This window comes from Chryseobacterium carnipullorum, assembly GCF_900142785.1.
In the GTDB taxonomy this organism is placed as follows: Bacteria; Bacteroidota; Bacteroidia; order Flavobacteriales; family Weeksellaceae; genus Chryseobacterium; species Chryseobacterium carnipullorum.
The window spans coordinates 16,503-38,962 of the sequence record NZ_FRCD01000011.1; the positions used below are offsets into that span (position 1 = coordinate 16,503).

Annotated in this window: 18 protein-coding genes; 12 read left to right on the forward strand and 6 right to left on the reverse strand. The window is 36.9% G+C overall.

The features are described from left to right. The first annotated feature begins 20 nt into the window (after window positions 1–20). Together BUC06_RS13150 and BUC06_RS13155 are read left to right on the forward strand one after the other, a co-directional pair. Window positions 21–683 carry a histidine kinase gene (locus tag BUC06_RS13150; RefSeq protein ID WP_073334477.1) on the forward strand — a complete coding sequence of 221 codons (663 nt, stop codon included), beginning with the start codon at window positions 21–23 and terminating at the stop codon, window positions 681–683. Window positions 684–770: 87 nt separating this feature from the next. After that, a complete protein-coding gene (locus BUC06_RS13155; protein ID WP_073334478.1) occupies window positions 771–1,346 on the forward strand; it encodes a glutathione peroxidase in 576 nt (191 codons plus the stop codon). Between the two features lie 201 nt (window positions 1,347–1,547). Here the strand turns inward: BUC06_RS13155 and BUC06_RS13160 are convergent, their stop codons facing one another. Next, window positions 1,548–2,204, reverse strand: coding sequence for an NAD(P)H-binding protein (locus tag BUC06_RS13160; RefSeq protein WP_073334479.1), 657 nt, complete (start codon window positions 2,202–2,204; stop codon window positions 1,548–1,550). Window positions 2,205–2,303: 99 nt separating this feature from the next. Between BUC06_RS13160 and BUC06_RS13165 the strand changes: the two genes are divergently transcribed. After that, entirely contained in the window at window positions 2,304–2,657 is a 354-nt protein-coding gene (locus BUC06_RS13165) for an MmcQ/YjbR family DNA-binding protein (RefSeq protein ID WP_073334480.1), read from the forward strand. Here BUC06_RS13165 and BUC06_RS13170 read toward each other — a convergent pair. Next, window positions 2,654–3,574 carry a bifunctional riboflavin kinase/FAD synthetase gene (locus BUC06_RS13170; RefSeq protein ID WP_073334481.1) on the reverse strand — a complete coding sequence of 307 codons (921 nt, stop codon included), beginning with the start codon at window positions 3,572–3,574 and terminating at the stop codon, window positions 2,654–2,656. The two genes, BUC06_RS13165 and BUC06_RS13170, sit on opposite strands and share 4 nt — an antisense overlap. Window positions 3,575–3,788: 214 nt before the next feature. On the opposite strand from BUC06_RS13170, the gene atpD reads away from it, so the two are divergent. The 3 genes from atpD (at window position 3,789) to BUC06_RS13185 (ending at window position 6,580) form a co-directional block, all read left to right on the forward strand. Continuing rightward, window positions 3,789–5,297 (forward strand): F0F1 ATP synthase subunit beta, encoded by a 1,509-nt coding sequence (gene atpD, locus BUC06_RS13175; RefSeq protein WP_034745036.1) that lies wholly within the window; start codon window positions 3,789–3,791, stop codon window positions 5,295–5,297. Between the two features lie 96 nt (window positions 5,298–5,393). Continuing rightward, entirely contained in the window at window positions 5,394–5,675 is a 282-nt protein-coding gene (locus BUC06_RS13180; protein WP_073334482.1) for a FoF1 ATP synthase subunit delta/epsilon, read from the forward strand. 80 nt (window positions 5,676–5,755) lie between these two features. Next, window positions 5,756–6,580 carry a hypothetical protein gene (locus BUC06_RS13185; RefSeq protein ID WP_073334483.1) on the forward strand — a complete coding sequence of 275 codons (825 nt, stop codon included), beginning with the start codon at window positions 5,756–5,758 and terminating at the stop codon, window positions 6,578–6,580. A 73-nt stretch (window positions 6,581–6,653) separates the two neighbouring features. Here BUC06_RS13185 and BUC06_RS13190 read toward each other — a convergent pair whose 3' ends face one another. The 4 genes from BUC06_RS13190 to BUC06_RS13205 all read right to left on the reverse strand — a co-directional run bounded on the left by BUC06_RS13190 (window position 6,654) and on the right by BUC06_RS13205 (window position 12,440). Beyond that, complete coding sequence (locus tag BUC06_RS13190) at window positions 6,654–8,846, reverse strand: B12-binding domain-containing radical SAM protein (protein ID WP_073334484.1); 2,193 nt, start codon at window positions 8,844–8,846, stop codon at window positions 6,654–6,656. A gap of 242 nt (window positions 8,847–9,088) precedes the next feature. After that, window positions 9,089–9,991 carry a DMT family transporter gene (locus BUC06_RS13195; RefSeq protein WP_073334485.1) on the reverse strand — a complete coding sequence of 301 codons (903 nt, stop codon included), beginning with the start codon at window positions 9,989–9,991 and terminating at the stop codon, window positions 9,089–9,091. A gap of 71 nt (window positions 9,992–10,062) precedes the next feature. Further along, entirely contained in the window at window positions 10,063–11,325 is a 1,263-nt protein-coding gene (locus BUC06_RS13200) for an aminotransferase class I/II-fold pyridoxal phosphate-dependent enzyme (protein ID WP_073334486.1), read from the reverse strand. A 77-nt stretch (window positions 11,326–11,402) separates the two neighbouring features. Beyond that, entirely contained in the window at window positions 11,403–12,440 is a 1,038-nt protein-coding gene (locus BUC06_RS13205) for a PLP-dependent cysteine synthase family protein (RefSeq protein WP_073334487.1), read from the reverse strand. 222 nt (window positions 12,441–12,662) lie between these two features. Between BUC06_RS13205 and BUC06_RS13210 the strand changes: the two genes are divergently transcribed. The 6 genes from BUC06_RS13210 to BUC06_RS13235 all read left to right on the forward strand — a co-directional run bounded on the left by BUC06_RS13210 (window position 12,663) and on the right by BUC06_RS13235 (window position 22,357). Continuing rightward, window positions 12,663–16,148, forward strand: coding sequence for a glycosyltransferase family 117 protein (locus BUC06_RS13210; RefSeq protein WP_073334488.1), 3,486 nt, complete (start codon window positions 12,663–12,665; stop codon window positions 16,146–16,148). A 90-nt stretch (window positions 16,149–16,238) separates the two neighbouring features. After that, window positions 16,239–17,729 carry a hypothetical protein gene (locus BUC06_RS13215; protein ID WP_228423732.1) on the forward strand — a complete coding sequence of 497 codons (1,491 nt, stop codon included), beginning with the start codon at window positions 16,239–16,241 and terminating at the stop codon, window positions 17,727–17,729. Between the two features lie 112 nt (window positions 17,730–17,841). Further along, the gene (locus BUC06_RS13220) at window positions 17,842–18,372 is read left to right on the forward strand and encodes a DUF1697 domain-containing protein (RefSeq protein ID WP_073334490.1); all 531 of its coding nucleotides are present in this window, start codon (window positions 17,842–17,844) and stop codon (window positions 18,370–18,372) included. Window positions 18,373–18,716: 344 nt separating this feature from the next. Next, a complete protein-coding gene (kdsA, locus tag BUC06_RS13225) occupies window positions 18,717–19,526 on the forward strand; it encodes a 3-deoxy-8-phosphooctulonate synthase (RefSeq protein ID WP_073334491.1) in 810 nt (269 codons plus the stop codon). Window positions 19,527–19,570: 44 nt separating this feature from the next. After that, on the forward strand, window positions 19,571–21,775 hold the full coding sequence (locus BUC06_RS13230) for a TonB-dependent receptor plug domain-containing protein (protein WP_073334492.1): 2,205 nt from the start codon (window positions 19,571–19,573) through the stop codon (window positions 21,773–21,775). A gap of 201 nt (window positions 21,776–21,976) precedes the next feature. After that, window positions 21,977–22,357 (forward strand): HYC_CC_PP family protein, encoded by a 381-nt coding sequence (locus BUC06_RS13235; protein ID WP_228423734.1) that lies wholly within the window; start codon window positions 21,977–21,979, stop codon window positions 22,355–22,357. Window positions 22,358–22,460 lie beyond the last annotated feature (103 nt).

Genomic DNA, 22,460 nt, shown 5'->3' on the forward strand with positions numbered 1-22,460 from the left:
TGAATTTATAAATAAGATTAATGAAGAAATTACTTTTAGTATTCGTACTGATACTCTCGCAGTGGTCTTTTGCCCAAACCGCAAAGGAAATTATAGATAAAAATATAGAACTGTCCGGAGGATTAACGAATTGGAAGCTTCTGAATTCAGTTTTACTGCAGGGAAAGGTCATCCTCGGGATCAAAGATGAGTATCCGATAAAAATTTACCAGCAGCGTCCCAATCTTACCAAAACCGTCATCAGTATTAATGGAAAAGAAACGGCCATTGAAGGCTTTGACGGAACTAAAGGCTATGCGATGAACTATGCCACCAACAAACTTCAGGAATATAAGGAATATGTTTCCGAAAGCTTTGATAACGACTTCATCGACTGGGAGAATAAAGGATTTGACGCAAAATATCTTGGAAAAGAAAAAGTAGGAGAGATCTACTGCCACAAGGTGGAACTTACCAAGAATGTCAATAAGAACATTTATTATTTCGACGTAAAAACGTATATGCTTTTAAAAGAAGTGAAAAAAGATGATACACTCATCTACTCTGATTACAGAAAGGTGGGAAATCTCGTAATGTCTTTTAGAATAGAATCCTCAAGCACCAAAAAAGATGGGGACTATGTGATGATTCTTAATAAAATTGATGTGAATAAAGTATTTCCTCCTAATATTTTTAAGTTTTAATTCAACACGAAAGAGACTTAATGAAACGGTTTCGTTATATTAGACCAAACATAACTTCGGCAAAATAGCCAACTAAAAGAGATAAAAATGAAAAATATTTTCTTACTGCTGCTTTCTTTTGTAGCATTTTTACAAAGCTGTACCAACCAGAAAAGTGAAGTTTCTCAAACTAAAACCAACGAACTTATGGGAAAAACAATATATGACTTCAAAGTTGAAAGCCTTGATGGCAAAGAGATCAACTTTGCTGATTTTAAAGGAAAAAAGATCCTTATTGTCAACACAGCATCTGAATGTGGATTTACACCGCAGTATGCAGATCTGGAGAAAGTATACGAAGAATACAAAGACAAGTTGGTCATTGTAGGTTTTCCTGCCAATAATTTCGGAGGACAGGAACCGGGAACGAATACAGAGATCGGGGCTTTCTGCCAGAAAAACTACGGGGTAACATTCCCGTTAGCCGCAAAAGTATCCGTAAAAGGAGATGATACTGCGCCTATTTTCAAATATCTGACTGAGAAAGAATTAAATGGAGTAAAGAATACAACCATTCTTTGGAACTTCACTAAATTCCTGATCGATGAGAACGGAAAACTGGTAGATACTTTTGTAAGCACAACAAAACCTACTGACGAGGCTATTACTAAATATCTGAAATAAGATAAAAAGTATAAAATAACATTTCAACTCCGCTCAGTGCGACAGCTCAAAATAGGATGAGAATTGTCATACTGAGCGGAGTCGAAGTATTTATAGCTGATCAATAATTACTAATATTCTTCAATTATTTGAATAAGTATTCCTGAAAATCCAATACAGATTAAAGGATAAAAATAAATAATTAACTAAAGTTACAATCAGTTACGCATTACTTTTCTCCGCAAAACAAAAAATATTCCCCAATTTAATACTGGAATAACCATTACTCTTTATTTTGGAAGAATTAATCATCGCTTTGGCTAAAATATCGGTAGGCAAAGGTTTCTGGCTTTCCAGCAATCCCAGTTTATTGGCAAATTTTATAATTCTGCTGCCTAAAACTTCTCCGGTTCTCTCTGAATCCTTTCTTTCGAGCATTCCTGGTTTAAAAATGGTGATCTTGGTAAAATGCAGTTGTTTTACAGCTTCTTCCAGCTCTCCTTTCATTTTAGAATAGAAAATTTTCGATGTCGGATCTGCTCCATAAGAAGAAACCAGAATATAATCGTCCACCTCATTTTCTTTAGCTGCTTTGGCGAATTCATACTGATAATCGAAATCCACTTTTCTTTGGGCTTCTTTACTTCCTGCATCTTTTAAAGTTGTTCCTAAACATGAAAATGCAACATCTCCCTGCACTTTATCTTTCCATTCTTCGGGTTTTTCAAAATTAACTACATGAACTTTCAGTTTATCGTTCTGAACATCCACAGGCTTTCTTACGAAGATATTTACTTCATCAAAGTCCTTATCATTAAGCAGTTGCTTAACCAGATCTTTTCCTGTAGCGCCCGTAGCGCCGATTACTAAAGCTTTCATAATAGTTGTGATTTGTATAAATTCTATTTTCTTTCTTAAATTTACTACATTTGAAATTAATATCAATGAACATTAATCACTTATCATTTATAAAAATTCATGGATGCTAACGAAATTTTAGACTATTGCCTTGCCAAAAAAGGAGTTACAGAAACTTTTCCTTTTGATAATGAAACTCTTGTTATGAAAGTAGGAACAAAAATGTTTTTGCTCATGGGACTTGAAAGACAGCCATTAGGCATCAACGTAAAGACCGATCCTGAGTGGAGTGCAGAGCTTCGTGAACAGCATCCGCAGATCACAGGTGCATTTCATATGAACAAAACCCATTGGAATTCAGTACGTTTGGAAGGTATAAAAAGAGATCTGATCCTTAAATTAATCGATCACTCCTACGAATTGGTTTTTAATTCATTAACGAAAAAAGCGAAGGAGGAAATTGTCAATAGTTAGAATTGAAATTCCTGAGTAAGTCTTTTATCCTCATCCAATCTTTCAATGAGTTTTTCAAGACCTTCAAACTTAATTTCGTCATGAAGAAAGTCCCTGAACCTTACCGTGATCTTTTCATCATAAATATCACCATCAAAATCAAGGATATAGACTTCAACGGTTAATTTTTCACCATTCACAGTAGGATTGGTACCGATGCTCAACATTCCCTTATATTGCTGGCCTTTCACTTCGGTTTCTACAATATATGCCCCTTTTTTGGGGAGGAGTTTTATAGATTCGGTATCAATATTAGCGGTGGGATAGCCAATTGTTCTTCCAATCTTTTTTCCGTGAACCACTGTTCCGGAGACCGAGTAGGCGTAGCCAAGCATTTCGTTGGCATCTTTAATATTTCCGGTCAGAAGAGCATTGCGGACTTTGGTTGAACTGATGTTATTTTCGTGAATATTAATCGCTTCCATCTGCTCTACATCGAAATCAAGTTCTTTGGAAAGCTTTTGAAGAAGCTCAAAATTTCCGCTTTTATTTTTTCCGAATGAATGATCATAGCCTATAATAAGGTATTTCACGTTCAGTTTGTCAATCAGGATCTGACGTACAAATTCTTCTCCCGTAAGATTTCTGAATTCTTCATCAAATTCTTTAAGAAACAGATGATCAATGTTATATCTTTCAATCAGCACCTGTTTTTCATCTACCGTGTTGAGAAGTTTCAGATCTTCATTTGGATTAAAAACAAACCTTGGATGGGGCCAGAAAGTAAGGATCGCTGTCTCCAGATTATTCTTTGTCCCTACTTTTATCAGTTCATCGATGATACTTTTGTGCCCGAGATGTACTCCGTCAAACATTCCTAAAGACAATGCTAAAGGCTTTTGAGAGGAATAATCTTTAAAATTCTTGAAAACTTTCAAAACGGAAAAATTTGAATGCAAATATAGAAATAATGTAACAATATAACAATGTAATCATATAACAATAAAATTGCTTATTTTACTGAGTTATTATTGGTAAATTAATATATGATGATATTGACACATTTTTTAAAAAAGTATGATAAAAATCTTTTTTTTACCAATTGTAGGTTTATGAAGAATCATTATATTTGCACCAAGAAAAAATTTAGCAATGGCAAACCAAATTAAAGGTAAAATTTCTCAAATTATTGGTCCGGTAATCGACGTTGTCTTCACAGATGTGGAAGCAATTCCAAGTATTTATGATGCGTTAGAAATTACAAAAGGCAACGGTGAAAAGGTAGTCTTAGAAGTAGAGCAACATATAGGTGAAGATACAGTAAGATGTATCGCAATGGATGCTACAGATGGTCTTCAAAGAGGGCAGGAAGTAATCGGATACGGAAATCCTATTACAATGCCAATCGGTGACGCTGTAAACGGAAGACTTTTCAACGTTGTTGGGGATGCTATCGACGGACTTCAAAATATTTCTAAAGAAGGTGGTCTTCCTATTCACAGACCAGCTCCAAAATTTGATCAACTTTCAACTTCTGCAGAAGTTTTATTTACAGGGATTAAAGTAATCGACCTTATCGAGCCTTATGCAAAAGGAGGTAAGATTGGATTGTTCGGTGGTGCCGGTGTAGGTAAAACAGTATTGATCCAGGAGTTGATTAACAATATTGCAAAAGGACACGGAGGTCTTTCAGTTTTTGCCGGTGTAGGTGAAAGAACGAGAGAAGGAAATGACCTTTTGAGAGAGATGCTTGAATCAGGAATTATCAAATATGGTGATGATTTCATGCACTCTATGGAAAACGGAGGTTGGGATCTTTCTAAAGTAGACTTGGAAGCTATGAAAGAATCTAAAGCTGCATTCGTTTTCGGACAGATGAACGAGCCGCCAGGAGCAAGAGCTAGAGTAGCACTTTCTGGTCTTACATTGGCTGAGTACTACAGAGATGGTGGTGAAAGCGGACAAGGTAGAGACGTACTTTTCTTCGTAGACAACATCTTCCGTTTTACACAGGCTGGTTCTGAGGTATCTGCACTTCTTGGTCGTATGCCTTCTGCGGTAGGTTACCAACCAACGCTTGCTTCTGAGATGGGAGCGATGCAGGAAAGAATTACTTCAACTAAAAATGGTTCAATTACTTCAGTACAGGCGGTTTACGTGCCTGCGGATGACTTAACTGACCCGGCTCCTGCAACTACATTTGCTCACCTTGATGCAACTACAGTACTGGATAGAAAAATTGCTTCATTAGGTATTTACCCGGCAGTAGATCCATTGGCTTCAACGTCAAGAATCCTTGCTCCGGAAATTATTGGTGAAGAGCATTACAACTGTGCTCAGAGAGTAAAAGAAATTCTTCAGAGATACAAAGCGCTTCAGGATATCATCGCGATCCTTGGTATGGAAGAACTTTCTGAAGAAGATAAATCAGTCGTTTACCGTGCTAGAAAAGTTCAGAGATTCTTATCTCAGCCTTTCCACGTAGCTGAACAGTTTACAGGTATTCCGGGATCATTGGTAGATATCAAAGATACCATCAAAGGATTTACCATGATTATGGATGGTGAATTAGATCACTTACCAGAAGCTGCTTTCAACTTGAAGGGAACCATCGAAGAAGCTATTGAAGCAGGACAAAAAATGTTAGCTGAAAACGCGTAATAAATTAGACCTAAGATTTTTAGACCTGAGATGAGAGACATTATTTGTCAAAAATCTTTTAATCTTCAATCTTTTAATCTTTTAATCTAAATTAAAATGAATATAAAAATTTTAACACCAGAATACGTAGTTTTTGAAGGAGAGGTAGACTCTGTATTATTGCCTGGAAAAGATGGGGAATTCCACATCATGAAAAACCACGCAGGAATCGTTTCTTCTTTAGTAGGAGGTAAGGTAAAGCTTTTTACAAGTTCAATTGGAGAAGCTTACGCTAAAAATTTCACTAAAGAATCTGAGAAAGACTCTGTTTTTTCTTATCCTATCAAAAGCGGTGTTGTAGAATTTAATCATGATAAAGGAATTATCCTTTGTGAATAATTAAATGAAAAGCTAAATATATTTTCAAGAAAGTGTAACTTTGGTTACACTTTTTTTATGTTGTGTAAAAGTCTGATTTTATGAAGAAAAGTACAATCATATTCTTTACCGTTCTGGGAATCTTATATAATGCCCAGAATTTCAAAACCAAAAGAGGTATTGTAAGTCTCGATGGAGTGCATGTTGCTAAAATATCAAACAAATCCAATATCTATACGTTTATGGATCTGAGTGAGACGCCGATGTATACCATGGAATTTATTGATAAAAGTGTAGTAGATTCTGTCCGAGACAGTTACATTAAACTGAACAGGGTTTACAACAGAGACAAAACCATAGAGATGGACTATATTTCCCCGTCAGCATTTTCTGGTGAAGAAAAATCAGCGGTTTATACGTCGATAAAAGGTTTAAAAGTCATTGATAACAAAGGAATCAATGTTAAAAATCTGGATGAAATTTTCAAAAATGTTCCGAAAAGAAAGTTAGACAGCAAGACAAAAGATGCTTATACAACAAGAAATAAAATTGATAAGCTGAATATTGAGGTCAATAAAGTAGGAGAAATCATCAGCAATGGCGTTCCGGTGGGCTATTTTACCAATCTTCCGGTGAGTTTTGGTTCAGAAGATACGATTACTGATAAAACATTTATCGATATAGAAGTGTATGATGCTAAAAGTAAGTACATTGGAAAATATATTACCACTACAAAACAAATTAAAACAGCCAACGGAAAGATTTTTACCATTTACAGGGAAATGTCCGGCAGAGCTGCATTATTGAAATTCCCTACCTATAAAGCGATTGCAGAAAGAATGGCGATTATGGATCCTAATTTTATTAAAGTTCAGGAAAAAGTAATTGTGGGTGATGTTGTAAAAGGCAATGCTGAAAATAAATAGAATAGTGATTTTTAAAGACAAAAAAATCCCGAAGATTCATTTTCGGGAATTTTTTATGAATTTTTTCAAAAAATCAGAGACTTAAAATGACTCCATTATCTTTAAGCTGTTGCATCGGTTTTGAAAACCAGAATAATTCAAAATCTTCAAAATTTTCTTCAAATTGATTCTTAAGTTGCTGAGCTGTAACTTTTTTAGGATTTTCTATAGAATTTTCCTCCAGCACTCCCATGAGCCATTCTGCCTTATCCTGCTCCAGATCAATCTTGACAATATTGGTTTTTAGGTGGAATGTAAGAAGCGTATATGCACCGGAGTATTTCTTTTTATTTTTTACGCGATTCTCAGCGATTACGTTTTTGGTTAAAAAGACTAGTTTTGAGTTTCCTTTAAAAGTGAACTGAGCATCATCCAGAAGACAGTCGTGAATATAGTCAGGATGAACGGTCGTTCTCGGAATTTTAAAATCAAACCACTGTTGAAGCGGAAATTCAAAATTGATTCCGTGCATATAATTGAAAAGCGATTTTTTCAAGCCGAAACTGAATTTGCTGTGATCGATCCCTGTTTTATCTTTAAAATCAATATCATTGTTGGCAAACAGAATTTCTTCCGTCACAGGAGTCACTCCAAATTTTTCGGGATTTATTCCTACAGGCGAATGGGCTGTCATCGCAAACTGATGCCAGAATCCACTTTGAAGAATTCCCATTTCAAACATCTGTCTTACCATTTCCAATGAGTCCACCGTTTCCTGAACAGTCTGCGTTGGGTAGCCATACATCAGATAGGCATGAACCATGATTCCGGCTTCAGTGAAATTTCTTGTCACTCTGGCAACCTGTTCCACCGAAACTCCTTTATCAATTAATTGCAGCAACCGATCGCTGGCTACTTCAAGCCCTCCGGAAACGGCAACGCATCCTGATAGTTTCAGGAGGTAACATAAATCCCGGGTGAAACTTTTCTCAAATCTGATATTCGTCCACCAGGTAACCACAAGATTTCTTCTGAGAATTTCCAAAGCGACTTCCCGCATCAATGCCGGCGGCGCTGCTTCATCTACAAAATGAAATCCTGTTTCTCCTGTCGTTTGGATCAGTTCCTCCATTCTGTCTACCAATATCTTCGCAGAAATGGGTTCGTAAATTCTTATATAATCCAGGGAAATATCACAAAAAGTGCATTTTCCCCAGTAGCATCCGTGGGCCATCGTCAGCTTGTTCCATCTTCCGTCACTCCACAGACTATGCATAGGGTTGGCAATTTCAATCACTGAAATATACTGATCCAGCTTTAAATCCGTATAATCCGGAGTCCCGATATCTGCCTGTTTGTAATCGTGTTTTTTAGAATTATTTTTATAAGTAACCTCTTGGTTTTCAATTAAAAACGTTCTCTTGAATTCCGCTTCATCTTCTGAAGGATTTAATACATTTTTGCAAAGAAGTTCGAGGGGTACCTCACCGTCATCAAGGGTGATAAAGTTAAAAAACTCAAACACTCTCTTGTCTTTAACTTCCCTTAATTCTGTATTCGGAAAGCCTCCGCCCATCGCAGTTTTGATGTGAGGGTAATGTTCTTTAATGAATTGGGCGCATCTGAAACCTGCATACAGATTTCCCGGAAATGGGACAGAAAAACAAACCAGCTTGGGCTGAATAAGCTCTAATTTTTCCTGTAGTATTTGCAGGGTAAAATGATCAATAAACGTCTGATCACCTGATAGTTTAGAATACAATTCGTCAAAAGAATTCGCACTTTTTCCCAGTCGTTCTGCATACCTGCTGAACCCAAAATCAGCATCAATATTTTCAATAATATAATCAGAAATATCTTCTAAATAGAGAGTGGCCAGATGCTTGGCTTTGTCCTGAAGTCCCATATTTCCAAACGCAAAATCCATATCATCCAACTGGTTAAAACGGGAAGCCTCGGGAAGGAAATTCATGCTGCAGATCTGTCTCGCCAGTGTTGGTGTTTTTCCCTGCAGAAAAGGAATAACCTGATCGATCGTTTTTAAATATTCTTCTCGTAGGGCATAAATTCTCTGTGAATTCTCTGATATTTCCTGAAGATTAACTTCTGTCTCAAATATTTTCCGGATTCCGTTTTTGGAAAATAACGCCAAAATGACGTCAAGTCCCAGATCGATCTGATAACTGGAAATATTTTTGGTATTCAGAAAGCCTTTTATATAAGCTGTTGCCGGATAAGGAGTATTAAGCTGGGTAAAAGGCGGAGTGATGAGAAGCAGATCTTTCAACAGGAAGTTTTTCAAATTTATTTACATTCAACCGGAAGATAAGAAATTGTATAACAGTATTTTATTGATTATGTCAGGATCAAAAACCTTTCCTCAGATTGCGGCCACAAAGATAGACAATTTGTAGGGTATGCTGCAAGAGCGATTTTGATTACGAGGCGAAATTAAAACTGCAGGGATAAAAATCTTCATAGCAGTGCGGGTAGTATTTTAGTATGAAATAAAAAAAGGCCTGACCAACGTCAGGCATTTTGTAAATCTTTATGTTGATCACGTCTGGATTTTCTTTTGTCAGAAAGGACATTAAGAATAACTCCCAGAAGAATAAGTACAATTCCAATGAGTAAATTGGTAGTCAACTTTTCATGGAACATGAAAACACTGACCATCACCGCAACAACAGGTTCCAAAGCTCCTAAAATAGCAGTAGGAGTGGATCCGATATATTGTATAGCATAGACTAAACACAGGCTTGAAATGACGGTGGTAAGAAAAGCGAAAACAATAAAATTTAAAAAGATGGATACGGAAGGAATCTCAAAAGATTCACCTTCAGTAAAAGCTTTGATCATAAAAAATGCTGAAGTGAAAAGCATAGAGTAAAACGAAAGTTTGAATCCCGAAACTTTCAGATTCGATTTATTCACAATCACCATATAGAGGGCGTAAAATAGTGAGCTCAGCATCACAATTCCAAGACCTGCAAAATTGATCTCCATACCGTTTTCCTTTAAACATAAAACAATAACTCCGGCAAAAGCCATCAACAATGAAGCTACAGACAATTTTGTAAGTTTTTCTTTATAAAAGAAAAACATAATCAAAGCGACTATGACGGGATAAATAAACAGTACAGTAGAAGCAATGCCTGGCGTAAGGAAATCATAGCCGATGAACAGAAATTCTGAGGATAGGGCATAGCAGACTCCCAACACGGAAAGAATTAAAGCTTCTTTTTTATTGATTCTGAAACTCTCTTTGGAATATAAAAGGTATCCTCCAACCATTAAGGCTGAAAACAAGAATCTATAGAATAAAGTAATGTCCATTGAAAAACTCGCCTTCTTCAGCGGAAGGATGAAGATCGGGATCAGCCCAAATGAAACCGATGACAGAATGCCTAATGCATAACCTTTTAATTTCATTCACATATATTTTATAAAAAACCACTGAAAACAAATCAGTGGTTTTTATTATTTAATATGATGATATCGTATTACATTTGCTTGTATTCGATATTCATCTGTTTTTCCATTTCTCTGTAATGTCCTGAAGTTAATTTCTCACGGATACCGTCAAAAGCAGCCAGTGTTTCATTAATTTCTGAATCTGTATGAGAAGCCGTAGGAATTAATCTTAATAAAATCATTCCCTTAGGAATTACCGGATATACTACAACTGAAGTGAAAACACCATAATTCTCTCTAAGATCTTTCGCTAGAAGAGTTGCTTCAATCGTAGTTCCTTCTATGAAAACAGGAGTAACACAAGTATTGGTATTTCCAAGATTGTACCCTCTTTCTTTCAGACCGTCTTGAAGCTTTTTAACGTTTTCCCACAATTTCGCTTTAATTTCCGGACGGGTTCTCAAAAGCTCCAATCTTTTTAAACCTCCGATAACCATTGGCATTGTTAAAGATTTAGCAAAAATCTGAGAACGAAGATTGTACTTTAAAAATCGGATGATGGTTTCATCTCCTGAAAGAAAAGCTCCAAAACCTGCCATAGATTTGGCAAAAGTAGAGAAGTATACATCAATCTGATCCTGGCAGCCTTGCTCTTCACCTGCTCCGGCTCCGGTTTCACCCAAAGTTCCGAAACCATGCGCATCGTCTACCAAAAGTCTGAAATTGAATTTTGATTTCAGATCACAGATTTCTTTCAGTTTCCCCTGCATTCCTCTCATTCCGAAAACGCCTTCAGTGATCACTAAAATTCCGCCTCCGTTTTCTTCTGCTACCTTGGTAGCTCTTGCTAAGTTTTTCTCTAAACTTGCAATATCATTATGTTTGAACGTAAAGCTTTTTCCCATATGAAGACGTACTCCATCTACGATACAAGCATGAGAGTCAGCATCATATACAATAACGTCATGTCTTGTCACCAATGCATCAATGGCTGAAACCATTCCCTGATAACCGAAATTCAATAAATAAGCAGCTTCTTTCTGAGTAAATTCTGCCAATTCTTTTTCCAACTGCTGATGTTGCTGAGTTTCGCCTGACATCGCTCTTGCGCCCATCGGATAAAACATTCCGAATTCTGCAGCTGCCTTGGCGTCAGCTTCTAAAACTTCCGGATGATTACAAAGTCCTAAATAATCGTTTGCACTCCAGAAAATTACATCTTTACCTTGAAATTTCATTCTTGGACCAATCGGACCTTCCAGTTTCGGGAAAACAAAATACCCTTCAGCATAATCAGCAAATTGTCCTAATGGACCTGGATTTTGTTTAATACGTTCAAAAATATCTAACATTGTGTATCGTAATTTTAAGTGAAAAGTCTTTTCTGTACAACACAAAAGACTTTATAGGTATCGTGGTTTATTTATTTCTATTTGATGAATTCCGTTTTGAAAACTTCATCGTAATTATGTACGCAATTGTTCACAAAACCTTGTTCAGCCATCCATTTATCGCTGTATACCTTAGTAATATACCTCGATCCGTGATCTGGGAATATCAGGACAATAATATCATCCTTTGTCAGTTCGTGAGACTGTGCATACTGGATCAGTGCCTGGGTGACTGCTCCTGTAGTATATCCGCCCATGATCGCTTCTTTAAGAGCTATTTCACGGGTTCTGTACGCGGACATCTCGTCATTGACCCGCACAAATTCATCAACCTTGTCAAAAAGAAGGGCAGCCGGAATTAAATTTTTTCCCATTCCCTCAATCTGATAAGGATGAACGTCCTCTTTATGAATTTCTCCGGTTTCGTGGAAACTCTTCAGGATAGAGCCGTCAGCATCCACACCGATGATTTTGATATCGGGATTTTTTTCTTTTAAAAATTTACCCGAACCGGACAATGTTCCACCTGTTCCAGTACATGCAAAAAGGTGCGTTACCTTACCTTCTGTCTGCTCCCAAATTTCAGGACCGGTAGTCTTGTAGTGTGCATCAATATTCAACTCATTAAAATATTGATTGATGTAAACTGAATTGGGCGTCTCTGAAGCTATTCTCTTAGCTACTTCATAATATGATCTTGGATCATCCGCTGCAACGTTGGCGGGACAAATATATACCGTGGCCCCTAATGCTTTTAAATAAGCAATTTTCTCAGGCTTCGTTTTATCGCTTACCGCCAGAATGCATTTATATCCTTTAATAATACAGACCATCGCAATAGAAAAACCGGTATTTCCGGAAGTAGTTTCTACAACTACAGAATCTTCCTTTAATAAACCTTTTTGTTCAGCGTTTTCTATTATATGAAGTGCTATTCTATCTTTTGTGGAATGTCCAGGATTATATGATTCTAACTTGGCATAAACGGTTGCAGGAATATCTTTCGTAACAGTATTAAGCTTCACCATAGGAGTATGTCCTATTAGGCCAAGAATATTATCGTAAACATTACTCATTATTTGTTATTTTCAATAAAAATCTGACCGCAAAAATACAAAAAAATAAATAATTACTAAACTTTTGTTTGATTTCAAGCCAGCGATTCAGCAAAATTTATTTTCTGATTTGCAATCTTCCGCGAAGTACCATCACAAATACTACGCCAAATTTTTTAAATTTTGTTAAAAACACCATAGAATGCTATAAAAGCCTTATTTTCGCGTAATTGATTTAATACTATGAAAAATTGGACTTTTAAGCAATGGAACACCGTTTTAGGATGGGTGATTTTTGTCATTGCATTTTTCACGTACTTGTCGACCATAGAACCCAATTTCAGTTTCTGGGACTGCGGCGAGTACATTTCCTCAGCGGTAAAACTTGAAGTAACGCACGCTCCGGGAGCGGCTTTGTTTCAGATCATAGGTGCCGTGGCAGCTATTTTTGCTTTAGGAAAAGGAGAAAACTATTCGATCGTAATCAATGCGATGTCTGCTTTGTTCAGCGCGCTTACGATTTTATTTTTATTCTGGACGATTACGCATTTCGTAAGAAGACTTCTAAACAAGGATTTTGAAGAAGTAACGAAGCACCAGGAAATCTCTATTCTTTTTGCAGGAGCAGTAGGTGCATTGTGTTTCACCTTTTCAGATACGTTCTGGTTCTCTGCCGTAGAAGGAGAAGTATATTCCATGGCTTCTATGTTTATCGCATTATTGGTTTGGCTCATCACAAAATGGGAAAATGAATATCTGGCGAAAGACAGTGAAAGATGGATCATCCTTATTTTCTTTGTATTAGGACTTTCTGTAGGAGTACACATGATGGGGATGTTGGCGGTTCCGGCCGTTTGTCTGGTTTATTACGCCAGAAATTACAAATTTACCTGGAAAAACTTTATCTGGGCTAATGCGATCACCCTGGGAATTTTGATCATTGTTTTCAAAATTATATTCCCACTGATCATGACGATGTTCGGAAGACTTGAAATATTCTTTGTGAACGGACTTGGGCTTCCTTTCCACTCCGGAACAATTGTCGCATTTATTTTAATGACTGCAGCCTGTTTCTTTATTATTAAATATGCGAGAAGAGCAAAGAAAAATATATATCAGACGGCTGCGCTATCCATCGTTTTTATGATCATTGGTTTCTCATGTTGGATGGTGATTCCTATCAGAGCGAATGCGAATCCTCCGATGAACCTTAATGATCCTGATACCGCGATTGGTATGCTGGATTATTACAACAGAGAACAGTACGGAGACTGGCCTACCATTTACGGTCAAAATTACACCGCTTTCCTTGATGCAAATGGAATTGAGAAAAATGAAGACGGAAGTTTCAAGACTAAAAAAACGGGTGAGATCTACGAAAAAGATGAGAAAACCGGAACGTACAGAAAAACAGGAGACCGGTTTAATTATACCTTCAGCAAGTCTCAGGTGAGCTTAATGCCCAGAATGTTTAATGAAGATAAAGACGTAATGGCTAATTACATTTCCATGTACGGAGCTCCGGATTTCACTTTCAACTATGCGAATGAAGATGTAGCAGATAATCCTCAGGCCAAACAAATCTTTGACGAACTAAGAGGGAAATACGAAGATAAATCAATTACCGCAGCCGATTACCTGAAAGTGAAACCATACAACCTGATCAATGTTCAGAAGCCTTCACTGGCTCAGAATATGGATTACTTTATCACCTTTCAGAATGGGTATTACTTCGTAAGATACCTGATGTGGAACTTCGTGGGAAGACAGAACGATCTTGAAGGAAACATGGAAAATACAAAAGGAAACTGGATCTCCGGAATTTCTTTTATCGATAACGCTTTACTGGGAAATCAGGATAAAATGCCTGCTAAATTCCAGAATGAAAGTACCGTGAAGTTCTTCTTTTTACCTTTAATTTTAGGATTGATTGGTTTTTTCTTCCAGTTGAACAGAGATTTCGGAAGGTTTTACGCATTACTTTCATTATTTGTACTAACAAGTGTAGGAATCATCTTCTACACAGGAGTGAAACCTTTTGAACCGAGAGAAAGAGATTATGCAATGGTAGGCTCTTTCTACGCCTTTGCGATCTGGATAGGAATGGGAGCCGGCGCTATTTTATGGTTCTTACAGTCGAAAGTAAAATCTAATGGAGCGAATATCGCTTTAGGCGTAGTTTTATTAGGAGTTCCTTTTATGATGGGCTTCCAGAATTATAATGTACACGATAGAAGCAACAGATATACAGCCTATGATTATGCGTATTCAGTACTGAAATCATTGCCAAAGAACGATATTTTATTCGTTTACGGAGATAATGATACGTATCCTGTATGGGCTATTCAGGAAACTGAAAGATTCAGAGATGATGTAAAAGTGGTGAATTTCACTCTTGCTTCAACGCCTTGGAACCTTGACCAGATCAAGAGAAAGACTTATAATGCAGCAGGAATTCCTAGTGAATTGACTCATGAAGATTACAGAGATGGGGTGAATGACCAGATCTATATGATGAAGAAGGAAGACTGGGAAGGCGTATTCTCTATGTTAAAAGAACAGGGGGTTCCTGATACTCAATTCGGTGCTTTCAGAAAATACCTTACACAGGATTCACTGACCTTGAAAGAGGCTGTTAATTTTATCAAGTTCAAGTCTCCTGAAAAAGACGAACTTCTTAAAATGTATTTCGGAGAAGAAAAATTTGAGAAATACAATATTCTTCCTGTGAACAAATTTATTCTTCCGGTAAATAAAGAAAATGCTTTAAAAGCAGGAATCATCACCCAGGCAGATCTTCCTAATGTTGTTAACCAGATCATGATTACTTATAAAGGAAACACACTTTATAAAAACAACCTGATCATGCTTGATATGCTGGCGAATTTTGATTGGAAGCGTCCGATTAACTTCTCATCAGGAGGGATCTACGACAGTGAAAATATATTCTATCTGAACGAATATCTTCAGTTTGACGGATTCAGTTACAGACTGGTTCCTATCCATACCCCTACAAACGCAGACGGAGATATGGGAAGAGTAGACACCAATTCCTTATATAATGTTGTGAAAAATTTCAGATGGGGTAATTTCAAGAACTTAAATACTCACTTTGATGAAACAGCTACTTCCAATATTATGAGCTATAGAATGTCAGCGAGCAGAGCAGCTTCTGCATTGGCATTAAGCGGACAGAAAGCTAAAGCAGTGGAATTATTGGATCTTGCCTCAAAAGAAATTCCAGCAGAGAAATTTAATGATCCACGTTCATTAAGTGCGATGGTAACAGGATATATTATTGCAGGACAGGAGAAAAAAGGATTGCAGCTGGCAGAAATCCTTAAAAAAGGAATTTTTGAAGAGTATGATTATTATTTAAGTCTTGCTCCGGCAGATCAGAACTTTGCAAGAAGACAGATGAGAACAAAACCGATGGAATATTCTCTTGTTGTTGCTGCGGTTACAGATGCTTACAAGAAACTGGGACAGGATGATAAAGCGTATGAATATCTGGTAAAATCTTTAGAACCGATCGACAAGAAGTTCAATACTTTCATCAAGGAGCTTCAGCTGATGGGTAAAGAAAAGGCGATGAAGGAATCAGAGAACGTACAAAAGATTACTCCTTTCTACCAATATTTATTTGATGTGATGGAACCTTTTGATTCTACTTATTCAAAAGAAAAAGAAGAACAGATCACCACAGCAATTATTAAAGTAACACAGTAAAATCAGTCATAAAAACGGAACTTCGGTTCCGTTTTTTTTTGTTATTGGGATTCATGAATTTTAAGATTATATTTGTGATATTAAAAATACATGATGACTGAAACTAAAAATAACAGACTCCCGATCTACGCTGTAATTTTTACGGTAGTTTTTAAACTTCTCTTTTTATTAACCCATTATATTCAGGAAGATGCGTTCATTACCTGGAGGGTAGCCCAGAATTTACTGGACTATGGAGTGATAGGCTTCAATGGGGAAACCAAAATCTCAGCTTCTACGACTCATCTTTATGTCTTTGTATCCTATCTGTTCAATCTGATCTTTGGCAAAGCATATTTTATTGAGCCGCTATTGATTTTCAATTCGATCCTCTTTACCATAGGAACATTGTTTTTAGCAAATCTGACGCTTAAAAATCCATGGCATAAAGCTATTTTTATATTTCTCATAGGCATTCTGCCCCCAGCGGTGAAGATCTCTATTTTAGGAATGGAGTACGGCATACTTTTCTTCCTGGAAATGGCACTTTTGTACTATGGTTTTAGCAAAGGCAAAAAATGGGCACTCATTTTCCTGCCGGTTCTGATCATGTTTACAAGAATTGACACCGTAATTTTCCTGGGAATTGTATTTTTTGTTGATGTGTTCTGGAACAAAAAGATCAGATGGAAATATGTTTTCGGAGGACTTCTGGGTATGATATCTGTTCTGTCTTTTAACTGGCTGTACTTTGGAGAGCTGGTAAATAATACCATAGTGGCTAAGAAACTTCTGTACGAGCACAACTTTACTTTTGAGCAAAATCTCAACTATTTTCTGGTAAGCTTCGGTAATTTCTGGGGAATGCTGAAAATTCCCGGAAACTTTAATCCGGTAACTGTAATTGTGCTGATCTTTGAATTGCTGTGTTTTATTTATCTGGTAAGACAGAGAGAAAGAAGGAATTATTTTTTATGGATGATCTTTCTTTTCGGCTGGGTAAAGCAGATTATTTTTCTCTCTCAAAAAAGTTTATTCGACTGGTATTACTGGGTTCCGCAGCTTCTGCTTTTTGTTCCTGTTCTTATTTTTGTACTGGAGCAGAAAGAGAGAAGAAACCTATGGCTGTCCCTGTTGGTTGTATTTTACATCGTTCCAATGCTGGCTTTCCAAACGGTACATGCCATTGCAACAGGACACGGAGAGTGGAATTACCGCAGAGGAATCGGACTGTTTTTGGATACATTTGAAAAAGATAAAAGTCAGTGGATTCTTTTGGAGCCAGCCGGATACATTCCCTATTTTTCAGGATTAAAAACCATTGATGAAGTAGGATTGGTGGATAAGCAGATCCAGACCGAAGTGAAAAAAGATAAAGCCCATTATTGGATCAATACCGTAAAGAACAGGAAGCCAAAATATCTTCTTTCCTATAAAAATCTATTTCAAGGCCATGATGCGCTGTATTATCAGACGCATTACAAACTGATGAAAGAATTCAGAATAAAGGATAACCTGAAAAGCGATAACCCTATTCTGGAAAAGATCTATCATCTTAAACCATCCGGGACAGATTATAATTTGTATGTGAAGATTGATTGAAAGAGTGAATAATTTAAATATTTAAAGATTGATGCGAAAGAGGGAAGAAGTAAACGTTCTTGTACCATAATAAACCTTGTAACCTAATTCTTATCACTTAATCCCTTAAAAAATGAAATACTGTGCTTTTCTCCGCGGCGTTAATGTCAAAGGAACCAACATGAAAATGGCTGATGTATGCCAGGTCTTTAAAAAGGCCGGAATGCAGGATGTAGGTTCTGTATTGGCTTCAGGAAATATTGTGTTTTCTTCTGATCAAAATGCTGAAGATTTAAAAACAACTTTAGAGAAAGCGATGTCTGACCATTTCTCTTATGAAGCTTTTTTATTCATAAAATCTCAGGAAGAGACGGAGATTTTCAGGAGCAGTAATCCTTTTGAGAAAAGTGATGATCTGCACATTTATGCTTTTGTAGGGAATCCCGGAGTGGAAAATGTTTTGATGGAAGAGTTCACAAAAGCTTCTAAAACAGAAAATGAAAAAGCGGAGATCATTGACAACCAATTTTACTGGCAGGTTCCCAAAGGAAATACTCTGGATTCTTCATTCGGGAAAGTTCTGGGAAAGAAAAATCTTAAAGATCAGTTCACCAGCCGGAATATCAATACTTTTGAAAAAGTACTTAAGAAAATGATTTCTTGATAGATAGATAGATAGATAGATAGATAGATAGATAGATAGATAGATAGATAGATAGATAGATAGATAGATAGATAGATAGATAGATTTTTCGTAATAATAAAAGATAAAATCTGTGTCATCTGTTACATCTGTGGGATAATAAAATTATTAAGTACATATACACGAATTTAGAAGAACGTCCTGTGTTTTTTAAAAAAATAATTCTAAAAAGGGTTGGGTTCAAATACTATTCTCATTATTTCCCTCTAAAATCCTAAAACCCGAATCCCAATCAAACCCCTCAAATAATTTCCGATTCTGAAACTTTATAAGTATTTTTACTGAACTTTTTAATTCAAATAAAAATGATCCAGTATTTAGATAATATTCATCACAAAGATTCAAAAAACTTTTTCCTTATTGCCGGTCCATGCATCATTGAAGGTGAAGACATGGCCTTGAGAATCGCAGAAAAAGTGATCCAGATAACCGATAAATATAATATTCCTTATATTTTCAAAGGAAGCTTTAAAAAAGCCAACAGAAGCCGTGTAGATTCTTTTACAACCATCGGTGAAGAAAAATCTTTAGAAATTCTTAGAAAAGTAGGAGAAACCTTTAATATTCCTACAACAACAGATATCCACGAAAACGGTCATGCCGCATTGGCAGCACAGTACGTTGATGTGTTACAGATTCCAGCATTTTTGGTACGTCAGACCGACCTTTTGATTGCGGCGGCAGAAACAGGAAAATGTGTTACTTTGAAAAAAGGACAATTTCTTTCTCCCGAATCCATGAAATTTGCTGTTCAGAAAGTAACAGATTCCCATAACCAGAAAGTAGCGATCATCGAAAGAGGAAATTCTTTCGGATATACAGACCTGGTTGTAGATTACCGAGGTATTCCAACCATGAGAGAATATGCGCCTGTTATTCTGGATGTAACCCATTCATTGCAGCAGCCTAATCAGAGTTCCGGAGTAACGGGTGGAAGACCGGATCTTATAGAAACAGTGGCTAAAGCAGGAATTGCAGTAGGAGCAGACGGAATATTTATTGAAACACATCCTACCCCGGAAACCGCTTTATCAGACGGAGCCAACATGTTAAGATTAGATTTATTGGAAGATTTGTTACAAAAATTAACAAGAATCAGAGAATCAATTTTGTAATTGTTAAAAAATCCCTATTTTTAGAAATTCTTAAAACATTTCTTTTGAAAAAACTAGTTTTACCATTGAGCCTTGTGGTTCCTATGCTTATTTTCTCTCAAAACAGAAAAAGAGATACAGCAGAAAAAGTAACCGATATTGAGGCGGTCGTTTTCCAGAAAAAAGTGGTCGGAAGGACGAACGACATCACCAATGTCAGGATTTCAGCAAAAGATGCCCAAAGTGTAGCCTCCATAAGTGGTGGAATTGAAGGACTTCTTAAAACACTTCCTTCCGTCAACTCCAACACCGAGCTGTCTTCCCAATACATGGTACGTGGTGGAAACTATGACGAAAACCTTATCTATATCAATGATATTGAGATCTACAGACCTTTTCTGATCAGAAATTCACAACAGGAAGGAATGAGTATCATAAATCCTGATATGGTTTCTGCAGTCAATTTCTCAGCGGGAGGATTTGAACCAAAATATGGAGATAAAATGTCTTCAGCATTGAATATTTACTACCGTGAACCTGAAAAATTTGAACTTTCAGGAGAGGCTAGTTTAATAGGAGGAAGATTGACAGCCGGACTGGCTTCAAAAAATAAAAAACTGACTGCTTTATTTTCTGGCAGATACAGAAATACAAATCTTGTTCTGAATACATTGAACGAGGATACAGATTTTAACCCTACCTATTGGGACTTCCAATCGTATATTAATTATCATTTCAACGATAAATTCTCCATGTCATTCATCGGATATTATTCCAAGAATGATTATGAAATGGTTCCTAAGGCAAAGAGTGTCACTTTCGGAAGCCTTAATCAGCCTATTACAGTGAATATAGGCTACAGGGGACAAGAGCAGGATATGTACAAAAATATGATGGGAACTTTCTCCATGAACTATAAGCCGTCTGATAAGTGGAAGCTTACCTTGGACAGTTTTGCTTATCAGAACAGAGAAAAAGAATATTATTCCATCTCTTCAGGGTATGAGATCCAGACTTTTGATCCTGTAACGCAGTCTCCAAACCCTTCTTTTGACGGAGGAGGACAGATTGAGCATGCGAGAAATGATCTGTTCGTGAGAACATACGGAACCCAGTTCAGAGCCAAGTTTTCTCCCAATATCAATACCGATATCGAGGTAGGCTTTAAATATGAAAAAGAAAACCTGAATGATAATACCAATGAATGGAAACTGGTAGATAATGCCGGATACAGCATTCCGCGTCCGATAGATGATCCAAGAACCGGAGGAACAGGAGATCTTAATCTTTTCTACCATATCGCCGGGAAAAATACGATAGAACCTTCCAGACTTTCTGCCTATGCACAGTATTCACGGAAATTTTACTGGGGAGCCAGCAAAGTATTTGTTAATGCAGGAGCCAGAGTGTCCAACTGGAGCTTCAATAAGGAAACCATCTTTTCGCCAAGATTCCAGTTTGCAATAAAACCTGACTGGGATACCGACATGCTTTTCAAACTTTCCGGAGGTGTTTACTATCAGGCGCCTTTCTATAAAGAGATCAAGGATCTTGACGGAAACTTCAATTCCAATATAAAATCTCAGCGTTCGATGCAGTTAATTCTTGCCAACGATTACGAGTTTTACATGTATGACAGACCGTTTAAGCTGACTACAGAGGCGTACTATAAGAAAATGGATGATCTGATTCCTTATTATATGGATAACGTGAGAATCCGCTATTCCGGTAAAAATAATGCTTCAGGGTATGCTTATGGAATTGATACCAGACTATTCGGGGAATTCGTTCCCGGAGTCGATTCATGGTTGTCTGCAAGTTATGCCAGAGTATATGAAAATATAGACGGAAGAGGCGATATTCCAAGGCCTACAGATCAGAGATTCAGATTTGCGATGTTCTATCAGGATTATATGCCGAAATTCCCATCCATGCGTGTCAATCTTACTTTGGTATACGCCATGGGACTTCCGAACGGAGCACCGGTTTTCACCGATCCTTATCAATATCAGAGAACACTTCCTTCATATAAAAGAGTGGATTTAGGACTTTCAAAAGTATTCATCGATTCCAAAGACAAGAAAAATCGTTCCGGTTTCTGGGGGAATTTTGAAGAGTTGACGTTGGGTGTTCAGGTGTTCAATGCGTTTAATATTAACAATACAGTGGCCAACCAGTGGATTACAGATTATAATACCAATGTAATGTATCCGGTTCCGGTACGTCTTACAGGCCGTTTCTTCAATGTGAAACTTGAATTTAAATTGTAAGATAGAGGTTAGAAGTTCGATTTTAGAAATTAGAATTTGGCCTTCCCATGAAATCTGCTCAATCTGCAAAATCAGCGAGAGTACAAAATAAAGAAAGCTTCTGAACTATTCAGAAGCTTTTTTATGATGACTGAATTTTATAACAAGTATACATAATTTTATAACAGTCGTTTCTGGGATATTTTTACCTTTGTACAACCAATGAAAAAGATTCTCGCCATATTTTTCTCTGTTTTCTACTTTGGATTTTCTTCCGGAGCAGCTTTCAGCGTACATTTCTGTATGGAAGAGTTTGTTTCCGTAAGTCAGAAAACCACTGATATTTGTGGCAAATGTGGCGTTAAGGAAAAAAAAGGATGTTGTAAAACTGAGGTAAAAGTAGTAAAAGTAGACGATTCCCAGAAATCCGATCTGTTGATGATTGATTTTTTAGGGCAAATCGCTCCGGCATTTACACAGCATCAGTATTTCTTTACAGATCAATCTTTTTCAGCATCAAAATTTACCAGAATAAGAATCAACGGACCGCCAGTGTACAGGCCGGTTCCCATCTATATCAATCATTGTCATTTTAGAATTTAAGATCCGTCTGTTGTCTGTAGTGTTCAGATGAGCATTCCTTCGTGGACAACGCGGTTCAACGCATGATGCGTTTCCATTATTCTTTATTAAAATTAATTCTAAA

Excerpts from the sequence above, each read along its gene's own strand:
- BUC06_RS13150 (WP_073334477.1), top strand. The coding sequence starts at position 21 with ATGAAGAAATTACTTTTAGTATTCGTACTGATACTCTCGCAGTGGTCT.
- BUC06_RS13210 (WP_073334488.1), top strand. The coding sequence starts at position 12,663 with ATGAAAAATTGGACTTTTAAGCAATGGAACACCGTTTTAGGATGGGTG.
- BUC06_RS13195 (WP_073334485.1), bottom strand. The coding sequence starts at position 9,991 with ATGAAATTAAAAGGTTATGCATTAGGCATTCTGTCATCGGTTTCATTT.
- BUC06_RS13180 (WP_073334482.1), top strand. The coding sequence starts at position 5,394 with ATGAATATAAAAATTTTAACACCAGAATACGTAGTTTTTGAAGGAGAG.
- BUC06_RS13155 (WP_073334478.1), top strand. The coding sequence starts at position 771 with ATGAAAAATATTTTCTTACTGCTGCTTTCTTTTGTAGCATTTTTACAA.
- BUC06_RS13235 (WP_228423734.1), top strand. The coding sequence starts at position 21,977 with ATGAAAAAGATTCTCGCCATATTTTTCTCTGTTTTCTACTTTGGATTT.
- kdsA (WP_073334491.1), top strand. The coding sequence starts at position 18,717 with ATGATCCAGTATTTAGATAATATTCATCACAAAGATTCAAAAAACTTT.
- BUC06_RS13215 (WP_228423732.1), top strand. The coding sequence starts at position 16,239 with ATGATGACTGAAACTAAAAATAACAGACTCCCGATCTACGCTGTAATT.
- atpD (WP_034745036.1), top strand. The coding sequence starts at position 3,789 with ATGGCAAACCAAATTAAAGGTAAAATTTCTCAAATTATTGGTCCGGTA.
- BUC06_RS13220 (WP_073334490.1), top strand. The coding sequence starts at position 17,842 with ATGAAATACTGTGCTTTTCTCCGCGGCGTTAATGTCAAAGGAACCAAC.
- BUC06_RS13165 (WP_073334480.1), top strand. The coding sequence starts at position 2,304 with ATGGATGCTAACGAAATTTTAGACTATTGCCTTGCCAAAAAAGGAGTT.
- BUC06_RS13200 (WP_073334486.1), bottom strand. The coding sequence starts at position 11,325 with ATGTTAGATATTTTTGAACGTATTAAACAAAATCCAGGTCCATTAGGA.
- BUC06_RS13160 (WP_073334479.1), bottom strand. The coding sequence starts at position 2,204 with ATGAAAGCTTTAGTAATCGGCGCTACGGGCGCTACAGGAAAAGATCTG.
- BUC06_RS13205 (WP_073334487.1), bottom strand. The coding sequence starts at position 12,440 with ATGAGTAATGTTTACGATAATATTCTTGGCCTAATAGGACATACTCCT.
- BUC06_RS13185 (WP_073334483.1), top strand. The coding sequence starts at position 5,756 with ATGAAGAAAAGTACAATCATATTCTTTACCGTTCTGGGAATCTTATAT.